This window comes from Bradyrhizobium pachyrhizi (assembly GCF_001189245.1).
In the GTDB taxonomy this organism is placed as follows: Bacteria; Pseudomonadota; Alphaproteobacteria; order Rhizobiales; family Xanthobacteraceae; genus Bradyrhizobium; species Bradyrhizobium pachyrhizi.
Map to the genome: position 1 here is coordinate 67,238 of NZ_LFIQ01000065.1, position 11,256 is coordinate 78,493.

The 11,256-nt window shown below is 65.9% G+C and carries 10 protein-coding genes and 1 pseudogene; 8 read left to right on the top strand and 3 right to left on the bottom strand.

The window, feature by feature from the left end; all coding sequences use genetic code 11:
• The 6 genes and pseudogenes from AKL29_RS44795 to AKL29_RS13705 form a co-directional block, all read left to right on the top strand.
• Window positions 1–309: pseudogene (locus AKL29_RS44795) on the top strand (penicillin-binding protein 1C); the annotation flags it as partial.
• 82 nt (window positions 310–391) lie between these two features.
• Window positions 392–2,137 (top strand): ArnT family glycosyltransferase, encoded by a 1,746-nt coding sequence (locus tag AKL29_RS13685; RefSeq protein WP_050384544.1) that lies wholly within the window; start codon window positions 392–394, stop codon window positions 2,135–2,137.
• A 1-nt stretch (window position 2,138) separates the two neighbouring features.
• Window positions 2,139–2,984 carry a phosphatase PAP2 family protein gene (locus tag AKL29_RS13690; protein WP_050384545.1) on the top strand — a complete coding sequence of 282 codons (846 nt, stop codon included), beginning with the start codon at window positions 2,139–2,141 and terminating at the stop codon, window positions 2,982–2,984.
• A gap of 66 nt (window positions 2,985–3,050) precedes the next feature.
• Window positions 3,051–3,842 carry a glycosyltransferase family 2 protein gene (locus AKL29_RS13695; protein ID WP_028352429.1) on the top strand — a complete coding sequence of 264 codons (792 nt, stop codon included), beginning with the start codon at window positions 3,051–3,053 and terminating at the stop codon, window positions 3,840–3,842.
• Window positions 3,842–4,180 (top strand): lipid-A-disaccharide synthase N-terminal domain-containing protein, encoded by a 339-nt coding sequence (locus AKL29_RS13700; protein WP_016845896.1) that lies wholly within the window; start codon window positions 3,842–3,844, stop codon window positions 4,178–4,180. The genes AKL29_RS13695 and AKL29_RS13700 overlap by 1 nt, the downstream gene beginning before the upstream one ends.
• Window positions 4,181–4,383: 203 nt before the next feature.
• Window positions 4,384–6,183 carry a M23 family metallopeptidase gene (locus AKL29_RS13705; RefSeq protein ID WP_050384546.1) on the top strand — a complete coding sequence of 600 codons (1,800 nt, stop codon included), beginning with the start codon at window positions 4,384–4,386 and terminating at the stop codon, window positions 6,181–6,183.
• Between the two features lie 49 nt (window positions 6,184–6,232).
• Here AKL29_RS13705 and AKL29_RS13710 read toward each other — a convergent pair whose 3' ends face one another.
• Window positions 6,233–7,930: a Na/Pi cotransporter family protein gene (locus AKL29_RS13710; protein ID WP_028331905.1), complete on the bottom strand. Its 1,698-nt coding sequence runs from the start codon at window positions 7,928–7,930 to the stop codon at window positions 6,233–6,235.
• A gap of 336 nt (window positions 7,931–8,266) precedes the next feature.
• On the opposite strand from AKL29_RS13710, the gene AKL29_RS13715 reads away from it, so the two are divergent.
• Together AKL29_RS13715 and AKL29_RS13720 are read left to right on the top strand one after the other, a co-directional pair.
• Window positions 8,267–8,512 (top strand): PilZ domain-containing protein, encoded by a 246-nt coding sequence (locus tag AKL29_RS13715; RefSeq protein WP_026192789.1) that lies wholly within the window; start codon window positions 8,267–8,269, stop codon window positions 8,510–8,512.
• A 140-nt stretch (window positions 8,513–8,652) separates the two neighbouring features.
• On the top strand, window positions 8,653–9,477 hold the full coding sequence (locus AKL29_RS13720) for a tetratricopeptide repeat protein (RefSeq protein WP_028331906.1): 825 nt from the start codon (window positions 8,653–8,655) through the stop codon (window positions 9,475–9,477).
• 19 nt (window positions 9,478–9,496) lie between these two features.
• On the opposite strand, the gene AKL29_RS13725 is transcribed toward AKL29_RS13720, so the two are convergent.
• Window positions 9,497–10,765, bottom strand: a complete 1,269-nt coding sequence (locus AKL29_RS13725) for a CpaE/TadZ family protein (protein ID WP_050384547.1) — start codon at window positions 10,763–10,765, stop codon at window positions 9,497–9,499.
• A partial coding sequence (locus AKL29_RS13730) for a CpaD family pilus assembly protein (protein WP_050384601.1) occupies window positions 10,762–11,256 on the bottom strand: 495 nt, incomplete at its 5' end. The genes AKL29_RS13725 and AKL29_RS13730, both read right to left, overlap by 4 nt.

Consider the following 11,256-nt stretch of genomic DNA (forward strand, 5'->3'; position numbering starts at 1 on the left):
CCGCTGCGCCGGTTCCGGCCGCTCGGCGAACTGGTCCGTAGCGGCAACGACCAGGCCCCGCACATCCAGTTTCCGCTGAACGGCTCGCGCATCGACGTCGATCAATCCGAGGACGGCCGCAACGCCGCGCTGCCGGTCAAGGTCGCCGGCGGGGTGCTGCCGCTGACGGTGCTCGTGAATGGTGTCTCAGCCGGGGACATCGACAGCCGGCGGCAGCGCCTGATCGAGCCGCCCGGGCCGGGCTTTGCGCGGCTCACCGTGATCGACGCCACGGGGGCCGCGGATACCGTTGTGATCCGCGTGCAATGATCGCACGGGAAAGCGGAGCGGCACGGTCGGAAAGCGGAACAGCACGGTTGTTTGCGGTGCGGTTTCATCGTATGCGAAACCCATGGTGGATGGCCTCCAACCCCGGCGCTTCGGAGCAGGGCAACAGTCTGTAAAACCTGCGCATTCGAGCCGCAGGCTGTTCATGGCGTTCGAGTTCGCAACGGCCAGCCAATGGCGTTCGATCCTGTTCCTGACGCTGACCTGCCTGGTGCTGTTCCTGCCGGGCTTTTTCACCATCCCGCCGATCGACCGTGACGAGGTCCGCTTTGCCCAGGCGACCAAGCAGATGGTCGAGAGCGGTGATTTCGTCGACATCCGCTTCCAGGACGACGTCCGTTACAAGAAACCGGTCGGCATCTACTGGCTGCAGGCGGCGGTGCTGAAGACCGTCTCCGCGCTCGGGGTGCCGCGCGCCCAGGTCCGCATCTGGGTGTACCGCCTGCCGTCCCTGATCGGCGCCATCGGCGCTGTTTTGCTGACCTATTGGACGGCGCTTGCCTTCGTGACGCGGCAGGGGGCGGTGCTGGCCGCCTTGATGATGGCAAGCTGCGTGCTGCTCGGGGTCGAAGCGCGGCTCGCCAAGACCGACGCGATGCTGCTGCTGACAGTCACCGCGGCGATGGGCGCGATGGCGCGAGTCTATCTGTCGTGGCAGCGCGGCGAGGATCCTGCGCATCCGTCATGGGGCCCGCCCGCGGTCTTCTGGACGGCGCTGGCGGTCGGCATCCTGCTCAAGGGGCCGCTGATCCTGATGTTCGTCGGCCTTGCCATGGCCGGGCTTGCGATTCTCGATCGGTCGGCGGCCTGGTTCTGGCGCATGCGCCCAGTCTGGGGCCTGACGTGGACCCTCGTGCTGGTGCTGCCGTGGTTCGTGCTGATCTTCCTGCGCGCCGGCGAGACCTTCTTTGCCGACTCGGTCGGCGGCGACATGCTGAGCAAGCTCGGTGCACAGGAATCCCATGGCGCGCCGCCTGGAATCTATCTGCTGCTGTTCTGGATCACGTTCTGGCCCGGTGCGCCGCTGGCCGGCATGGCGGCGCCTGCGGTTTGGCGGGCGCGGCGCGAGCCCGGTGCGCAGTTCCTGCTGGCCTGGCTAATCCCGTCCTGGATCGTGTTCGAGGCGGTGCTGACCAAGCTGCCGCATTACGTGCTGCCGCTCTACCCGGCGATCGCGATCCTGACCGTCGGCGCGCTGGAGCGGCGCGTGCTGTCGCGCTCGCCCTGGCTGTTGCGGGGCGCCGCCTGGTGGTTCGCGATTCCCGCATTCGGCGCGGTGCTGGTGATCGTCGGCGCGATCAAGGCGATCCATCAGCCGGTGTTTCCGGCCTGGCCGTTGTTCGCCGTCGCGATGGTGTTCGGCCTGATCGCGTGGTGGTTGTTCGAGGACAGCCGCGCCGAGCGCTCGCTGCTCAATGCGGTGATTGCCGCGGCGCTGATGGCAGCCGGTACCTATGGCGTGGTGCTGCCGCGGCTCACCACCGTATTTCCGAGCCAGGAGGTCGCACGCGCCTTGCGCAACGTGACCTGCGTCGGCCCGAAGGCGGCAGCCGCCGGCTTCCACGAGCCGAGCCTCGTGTTCATGACCGATACCTCGACGCTGCTCACCGACGGATCGGGCGCCGCGGATTTCCTCGGGCAGGGCTCCTGCCGCTTCGCGCTGGTCGAACAGCGCTCGGAGCGTGCCTTCGTGCAGCGCGCCGAGGCGATCGGCCTGCGCTACAACGCACCGGTGCGCGTCGAGGGCTACAACATCTCGCAGGGCAAGGCGGTCTCGATCGCGATCTTCCGTTCCGAAGGGACGGAATGACATGCCGGCGCTGCCAGCCACCCCGGAATCCGCCAACTATTTCGGACGATTGCTGACGCTGGTTTGGCTGTCCTTTGCCCAACTCGTGCGGGCGCCGTCGCATTCGCGCCGCGCCGAGGCGGCGCGCCGTTCCGCGCGCCACGGACTTTTGCTCGTCGTCATTGTCGGCGCCGTGATCATCACGCTGATGTATGCGTTCGATGTCACCGAGATAAGTCTGATGCCGCCACGCGGCACGCCTGGTCTGTGGTGGGTAAGGACGCTCACCGATTTCGGCAAGGACGAGTATGTGCTGTGCGCGCTTGGCCTGCTGCTGATCGCGGTCGCGCTGGCGGCGCCTGCGCTGCGCGGCGTGCCGCGCGCCACCTTGCTTGGCTTCGGGACGAGGCTGCAATACCTGTTTCTGTCGGTTGTGCTCTCGGTCGCTGTCGGTGAATTGATCAAGTGGATCGTCGGCCGCGGGCGGCCCTTTGTCGGCGGCAAGGCCAATGCCTTCAACTTCCAGCATTTCGCCGGCACCGAGGCCTATTCGAGCTTTCCGTCGGGACATTCGATCACCGCGTTCGCGTTGGCCTTTGCCGTGTCCGCGGTGTGGCCGGGCGCGCGGTTCGCGATGCTGATCTATGCGCTGGTCATCGCCGCAACCCGGCTCGTGCTGCTGGCGCATCATCCGAGCGACGTGATGGCCGGCGCGCTGGTCGGGGTGATCGGCGCAATGGTCGTGCGCTACTGGTTCGCCGCCCGCCGCCTTGGTTTTGCCATTCATCGCGACGGCACTGTGGTGGCGCTGTCAGGACCGTCGGACGGGCGTCTCAAAAGGGTTGCGAGGAGCGCCTTCGCCCCATAAAAGCGGTCGCCCGATGGCCGGATCGGGCTGGTTCCATCGCCGACAACACCAACCACGAGTGCCGATTTGCCTGCTCCCGACCAGATTCCGGTCGCCGTTTCCATCGTCGTGCCTGTGCGCAACGAGGCGGACAATATAGCGCCGTTGATCGCCGAGATCGCGGCCGCGCTCGACGGACGTTGGGCCTACGAGATCGTCTACGTCAATGACGGCTCGACCGATGCCACCGGCGAGCGGCTGAGCGCGGTCATGGCCCGGCGGCCCAATCTCCGGCAGCTCCGCCACGCGGTCTCGTCGGGCCAGTCGGCGGCCGTGCGCAGCGGCGTGCGCGCCGCGCGCGGCGCGATCGTGGCGACGCTCGACGGTGACGGGCAGAACAATCCCGCCTTCCTGCCGGACCTGATCGCGGCTGTCGAGAGCGGCAACGGCCGCGTCGGCCTCGCCGCGGGCCAGCGCGTCGGGCGCAAGGATACCGGCTTCAAGAAGCTGCAATCGCGCATCGCCAACGCGGTGCGCGGCATCATCCTGCGCGACGGCACCCGCGATACCGGATGCGGCCTGAAGGCGTTTCCGCGCGAGGTGTTTCTGGCGATGCCTTATTTCGACGGGCTGCATCGTTTTCTTCCGGCACTGGTCCGCCGCGAGGGGCTGGCGATTGCCTATGTCGATGTCGTCGATCGGCCGCGCCATTCCGGCGTGTCGAATTATGGATTTTTCGACCGACTCTGGATCGGGATCATGGATCTCGCCGGCGTGTGGTGGCTGATCCGCCGCAAGAAGCCGACGCCGGTCGTCACTGAAGTGGTCGCTGAAGTGCCCGGTGTCACTGGCGTGCCGGGCGTGACCGAGGTGAAGTGATGCTGATTCAGTACGGTCAGGCGTTGAGCGCCTATCTCTACGACGTGTTCATCGCCAAGTTCGACTTCTGGCTGGCGTTCGGCCTGATCGCGCAATTGTTCTTCACCGCGCGCTTCCTCGTGCAGTGGATCTCCAGCGAACGCGCCGGCCAGAGCGTGGTGCCGATGGCGTTCTGGTTCTTTTCGATGGGCGGCGGCCTGATGACGCTGATCTACGGGCTTGCCAAGCGCGAGCCCGTCATCATCATCGGGCAGGGTCTCGCCACGCTGATCTACATCCGCAACATCATGCTGATCGTGAAGAACCGCGGCCGCGGGTCGAAAACGCTCGATAGCTGACTGCCGTCATCGTCGGAGCGGCGAGCGGTATGCCGGGCCTTGTTCGGCAATCTCGATAGATTCCAGCATAGGGCTCAGCCCGGCATCAATTGCGACCGAATCTGAACCAAGGTCAAACATTCGCCCCAAGCCGCATGGCATCTACGGCTTGCCGTGGGCGTGGCGGCATCTCGAGACCGTGCCCCAGGGGATGAGGGGCGTTGATGACCAGCCGTGACGAAGCGACGAGGGCGGGTGGTTATCTATCGAGCATCCCTGATATTCCGTCGCTTGACGAGCCGCCGCTGACAGGCGAGCGCAAATTGCCTGACCGGCGCGCCGTCAGCCTCCGCTGGATGGCGGGGACGATTCTGATCGGATCCGCCGCCGTCGCTCTTCTTGCCGGCGCGCTTCGCGGGACGTTTGGCGATCACGCGCGATTCGCAAGCGCGCCGGTCGTGTCACTTCCGCGCTTCGCAGGGCAGGTGGTTGACGAGGTGCGGCGCGGCGATCGTCTCGACCGGAGGCTCGGCTCGCAGGGCAATTCCGCTGCGCTCAAGATTGAGCAGCTGAGCGATGCCGGCGCGGTCCGTCGATTTACCCGCGTGTCGGCGCGGCTCGCGGAGATCGATCTCGAACCACACCAGGAAGCGCGGGGAGACGAAAAGGACGACGCGCGAGCGGGCTCGCAACGCGACCTGCTGTCGGAACTGCCAGCCATCATACGGACAGGTCCATCGCGGCGCCCACTGCCGGGCGGCACCAGCGCCTATGCTGATGGTGAGGACGTGCCGCATCCGCCGGCTCCGATAGGTGAGGCTGTCAACGTCACCAACCTTCCGAAGTCGCCTTCGTCATCGCGTCACCGGCGACATGTCATTATCGCGAGAAGCGGCGACACGCTGTCCGCCATTCTGCGGGCGCTGGCGGCGGCAGCGGAGGATGCGCCGGCGATCCTTGCCGCTTTCCCGTCGCCCGGCGCTCAAGAGACGCTGTCCGGTGGCGAGAAAATCACGGTCATCGAACAAGGCGGAGATGCCGGTTCGCCGCGCGGCCATGTCGCGACGGTGTCGATCGAACGGGCCGGCTCCAATGTGTCTGCCGTCGGTCGCACCGATCGCGGCCAATACCAGCCGATCGTACCGGAACAGCCCGACGTCGCCTCGCGGAGCTACAGCCCGCTGCGTGAGTCGATCGATACGCATTCCGTTCCGGGCGAAACGCTCCGTGACGGCCTCAACGCGCTTGCGCGCTCCAACCACGTCGATCAGGGGATCGTTGCTGAACTGATGCGGCTCTGTGGTCGCGATTTCGATCTCGACGAGCCGCTCGGCGACGCCGATGTGGCCGAGATCATCTATGCATCGAACGACATCGGTCAGCCGGAGTTGGTCTTCATCGATTTGACGGCGGGCGGACAGACCCGCCGGTACTATCGCTTCACGGCGCCGGACGATGGCAGCTCCGATTTCTATGATGAGACCGGCCAGTCCATCACCAAATTCCTGTTGCGCAAGCCGGTCGTGACCGGGCGCCTCGGCGACGGCTTCGGTTGGCGGATTCATCCGATCCTTGGCGACCGCCGCTTCCATGCGGGCGTCGATTATGCGGCGCCCTATGGTTCGCCCATCGCGGCCGCGGGCGCCGGCGTCGTCGAGACCGAAGGGTTCGAACGGGGGTACGGGAAATATATCCGCGTGCGGCACGACCGCGGCTATGAGACGACCTATGCCCACGTCGCGAGCTTCCCGCCCGGGCTGAAGATCGGAGACCGCGTCCGTCAGGGTGAGACGATCGCCTTCGTCGGATCGACCGGGCTCTCGACCGGACCGCACCTCTATTACGAGGTGCGGATCAACGGCCGCAACGTCGATCCGCTTCGGATGAAGCTGTCAGGCGGCCGGCTGCTGCAAGGGGATCTGCTCGGGGCGTTCGATCGCCAGCGTGACAGCATCAACCAACTCGCTGCGGTCTCTGCGCTTCCACAGCGGCGTTCCGGCTCCGAACATCGGCCGCCGACGTAGCGAGCACAGATCGCATCACGCCATGCCGCCGCGGCGGGCCTTGCCGGAATCAGGAACCCGGAGAGCTCGAAGGCACGGGCGCCGCAACCTCGGTCGCTTCCATGGTGCTCTCGCGGTCGGCGGCTGTTTCGCCGGCGGCATCGAGCACGGGATAGGCGACCGAGCAGATGTGCGAATGGATGCGGCGAAGGTCGCGCAGCACGTCGAGATGCAGCGAAGTGGTCTCGATGGTTTCGGGCCGGCCTTCGCGGAGGCGCTCCAGATGACGCTCGACGGCGGCCAATTCGGCCGCGCGCAGCGCCGCCTTCTCGGTGAGCAGCTTGCGCGCCTCGTTGGCATCGCCCGACATGAACACGCCGAACGCGATCCGCAGCGAGTCGATCGTGCGCTTGTGGAACGCCGACAATTCCTCCGCGCCTTCGCTGGAGAATTGCAGGCGATGCTTGATCTTCTTGGTCGCGAGCTCGCTCAGGTTCTTGTCGATGATGTCGCCGATATGTTCGAGATTGATCGCGAACGCGACGATCTCCATCGCGCGCTGGCCCTCGCGCTCGTCCAGGCTGCCGCGGGTGAGTTTCGTGACGTAAAGCTTGATCGCCTCGTTCAGCCGGTCGACGGTGTTGTCCATCTTCGACACCTGGTCGACCAGGGCGCGATCGTTGGTCAGCATCGCCGCCATCACCTTGCGCAGCATGGCCTCGGTGTGATCGCCCATATGCAGCACCTCGCGCGCCGCATCGGCCAGCGCCAGTGAAGGCGTCTCCAGCGCGCTCTCGTCGAGGTAGCGCGGCCGTGATGGATCGGTCTCCTGCGCTCGCTTCGGCAGCAGACGCTCGAGCAGCCGCGCCATGTGGTCGAGCACGCCGATGAACAGCAGCGCGGTTGCAACGTTGAAGGCGATGTGGAACAGCGCAGTCGCCTTGGCGAGATCGGGCTGCCAGGCGTAGATGATCTCGGTGATCGGGCGCAGGAACGGCGCCACCAGCAGGATGCCGACGACGCGGTTGACGAGGTTGCCGACCGGCAGCCGGTAGCTCGCCGGATTGTCGCGCCGCGCGCCCTCCAGCAACGGATTGATGGCACTGCCGAGGTTGGCGCCGAGCACCAGCGCAAATGCAGCATAGGGCGAGATGAACTGGGAAAAGGCCAGCGACATCACCAGCAGCACGCTGGCGACACTGGAATGGACCAGCCAGGTGACGACGGCGCCGATCAGGATGCAGAGCACGGGATCGCCGGTGATCGCGCCCAGGAACACGCGCACGCCCGGAGCATTCTCGGCGGGCGCCATCGTATCGAGCAGGATGTGCAGCGCCAGCAGCATCAGGCCGAGGCCGATCGAGACGCGGCCGAGATCCTTGATCCGGGAGCGCGGCCCGCTGCGGAACGCGACGAGGCCGACAATGAACAGTACCGGCGCGATGGCGGCGACGTTGAACGACAGCACCTGCACGATCAGCGTGGTGCCGATATTGGCGCCGAGCATGATCGCGAGCGCCGGCACCAGGCTGACGATCTCTTCGGCGGCGAAGGAACTGGTGATCAGGGCAGTCGCGGTCGAGCTTTGGAGCAGGGCGGTCAGGCCGAGACCGGCGCCAAGGGCGGTAAAGCGATTGCGCAGCGCCCGGGCGAGCAGCAGCCGCAAGTCCGGCCCGAAGGCGCGCAGAATCCCGCTATGGACCATGTGCAGGCCCCACAGCAGGAGCGCCACGCCCCCCATCAGATCGAGCAGAACAATGCTTCCCATGCTTCCTGGCATCCCGGCGAATTCGAGTCGAAACGATATAGGTATCGTCTATCGACTGGCGATCAACCCCTTTTTGTTCTCATGCGAACAGGACGGTAGCAACGCACGCTATCGAGTGGGGCGGCCTGATCGAAGGTGCGTGATGCGCCCTGCAGGACAAATAGCTCAACTATTCTATTTTTGATATCCAAGCTCGCGGGGCTGGGCGAGGGCGCCCCCGGTAAACGAATCTCGAATGCGACCGCTCAATTACGATGGGTTCCGCTAGGCAGTTTCCAATCTTTCCCGGCTATGACGGTAGGCTAGGAAGTTGCCCAGAAAGGCTTGGGGATCAGAATGTTTATGAATCGCCGCAAGAGCGAACGCCGCCCGTGCCGGAGCGTCGCCAAAATTCAGCTGGGCACAGGGTCGCTGCCACGCGACTGCATGATCACCGATATTTCGGCCGGCGGCGTCAAGGTGATCGCCGAATATCTGGAGATCCCGCCGGAATTCACCATCATCCTGTCGACCGGCAGTCCGCGTCAGTGCCGGCTGGCCTGGCAAATCGGGCACGAGTTCGGCGCCCAGTTCGTCGACTGAACCAGCCATTTGGCTGCTTTCTCGCCAGGCGTCCGGCAGCGCATCTGGGCCGGATGACGGCGACATGATGGCATCCTTAACCGGACCTTAGGGTTAAGCTGTGAGCATCCCGGAACCTTCGCCGTTCCGAGTCTCGCTTAATGTTTGAGAATTTACCCCGACCCTCAGGCCGCGCGCGCCGTCTCGCGGGCACGGTATCTGCCGTGATCCTGCTGATCGGGTTGTCCGCCTGTCAAACCTCCGGCCCGTCGGACATCACCGGCTCATTGGGCGAGACGGCGGAAGCCACGCCGGCCCCGGCCGATCCGCGGCGCGACATCGCGACCTACCACGAGCGTGTCCGCGCCAACCCGAAAGACACCGATGCCGCGCTGAAATATGCCCGTGCGCTGCGCGCCACTGGCCAGCGGGCCCAGGCGGTCGCCGTGATGGAGCAGGCGGTGCTGGCGCAGCCCAGCAACAAGGCGCTGCTCGCGGGCTACGGACGGGCGCTCGCCGACAACGGCAATTTCCAGCAGGCATTCGACGTGCTCGGGCGCGCGCATACCCCGGAAGATCCGGACTGGCGTATCCTGTCGGCGCAGGGCGCCGTGCTCGACCAGCTCGATCGCCACGACGAGGCGCGGCAGTATTATGCGAGTGCGCTGAAGATCGTGCCTGACGATCCGTCAGTGCTCTCCAATATCGGGCTGTCCTATCTGCTGTCGAAGGACCTGCCGAAGGCCGAAGAGACGCTGCGCCGTGCCCGGGAGCGCGCCCCCGGCGACATGCGGGTGCGAACCAATCTCGCCGTCGTGGTTGGCTTGCAGGGCCGCCAGTCCGAAGCGGAAACCATCATGAAGGCCGATTTGCCGCCGGAGCAGGGCTCAGCCAACGTCGCCGCGCTGAAGCGGCTGTTGGCGCGCCGGGATGCGAGCCGCACCGACGCCGAGAAGATCCCGGTCGCAGCCAGTCGACGCGACTAGGGCGCTTTCAGGCGGGACGCTAGCCGGCGGCCCGGCGCCCGTCGTTTCGGCGCGACTGCAGCTTCTTGAGGATCGGCGACAGGAACGACTCGCGGGCTTCCGCGAGGTCGGGGCGGCCGGTGAGGCGCTGCGCGATCTGCAGGAAAGTCCTTGTGGTGCGGTGACGCGCGGAGACTTCCGCGATCATCTGACCGTTGTTGGCGGCTTCACCGAACAGCCTGCAGTCGAACGGGATCGCCGCGATCGGCTGGCTCTCGATCGTCTTGGCGAAATCCTTGACCTCGATCTCGGGTCGCTTCGACATGCCGACCTGGTTCAGGCAGTAGAGCGGCGGACGGTCGTTCGGACGCGCGGTCCTCAACAGGTTCATCATGTTCTTGGTGTTGCGCATGTTGGCGAGGTCGGGCTCGGCCACGATCAGGATATCGTCGGCACCGACCAGCACGCGTTTGGTCCAGGCGGTCCATTGATGCGGCACGTCGAGCACGATGCAGGACGTCGTCATGCGCATCGTATCGAAGATGGCATCGAACGCCTCGGCGCCGAAATCGTAGACCTGGTCGAGGGTGGCCGGCGCTGCCAGCAGGCTAAGATGATCGCCGCACTTTGCGAGCAGGCGTTCCATGAAGGCAGAGTCCGGACGCTCGGGCGAGAACACGGCGTTGGCGATGCCCTGCACCGGATCCTGATTGTAGTCCAGCCCGGCGGTACCGAAGGCGAGGTCGAGATCGACGACGACCGAATCCAGCCCGAGGTCGCGCGCGATGGTCCAGGCGACATTGTGGGCAATGGTCGAGGCGCCGACGCCGCCCTTGGCGCCCGCGACCGCGATCAGGCGGCCGACCGAGACCGCTTCGGAGGCCGAGAACAGGCTGCAGATCGAGCGCACGATGTCGAGCACCTTGACCGGCCCGATGACGTAGTCGTTGACGCCGCGCCGGACCAGTTCGCGATACGGCGCTATCTCGCCGGCCGTGCCGAGCACCACGACGCGGGTGCCGGGGTCGCAGACCGTGGCGAGTTCGTCGAGACCGGCCAGGAAATCATGATCCGGCTCGGTCTCGAGCATGATGACGTTGGGCGTCGGCGCCTTGTGGTAGGCGTCGATCGCCGCGGCGATGCCGCCCATATGGACCGAGAGATGAGCCTTGGCGAGCCGGCGGTCGTCGGCAGCCGCGCGTGCGTTCGCGGCGGTCGCGACGCTGGCGCAGAAGGCCTGCACGGAAATCCGCGGCGCCGGCGCGATGTAATCGTTCGCGTGCTGCGGCTCGTCTTGTTGTTCGGTCATTTCGCGGCGTCGCTCAGCTTGGCTTTCTCGGCTTCGGGGTAGGCGGTCGCGGTCGACTCACCCTTGCGGTATTTATCGAACGCGATCGTACGGCGCGGCGTGTAGGCTGCGGTCTCGGTGCGCGGCTGTTCGAGGTCGGACGGATTGGCGACCATCGCGGCAAGGTTACGCTGCGTGGCGCAGCCGAAATTGTCGTACTGCTTGTTCTCGTTGTAGCTCGGATTGTAGATCGAGGGACCAAGGTCGCTCGGCCACACTCCGCAGGGACCGGCGACCGCGGCCATCTTCGGATAGCTCAGCCGAATGGTCGGAAGCGCGCGCGGATCGTCGAGATGATAGGGGCGCTTGGTGATGGCATGGGCGGGCACGCCCATCGACGCCAGCAGGCCGCGGATCTCCTGATATACCGCCTGTGCCGAGCGCGCGTTCGAGCTGTCGGCCGGCACGTCGATCGCAATCGCGCCGGTGCCTTCGCGGCGCCAGGTGCGCGC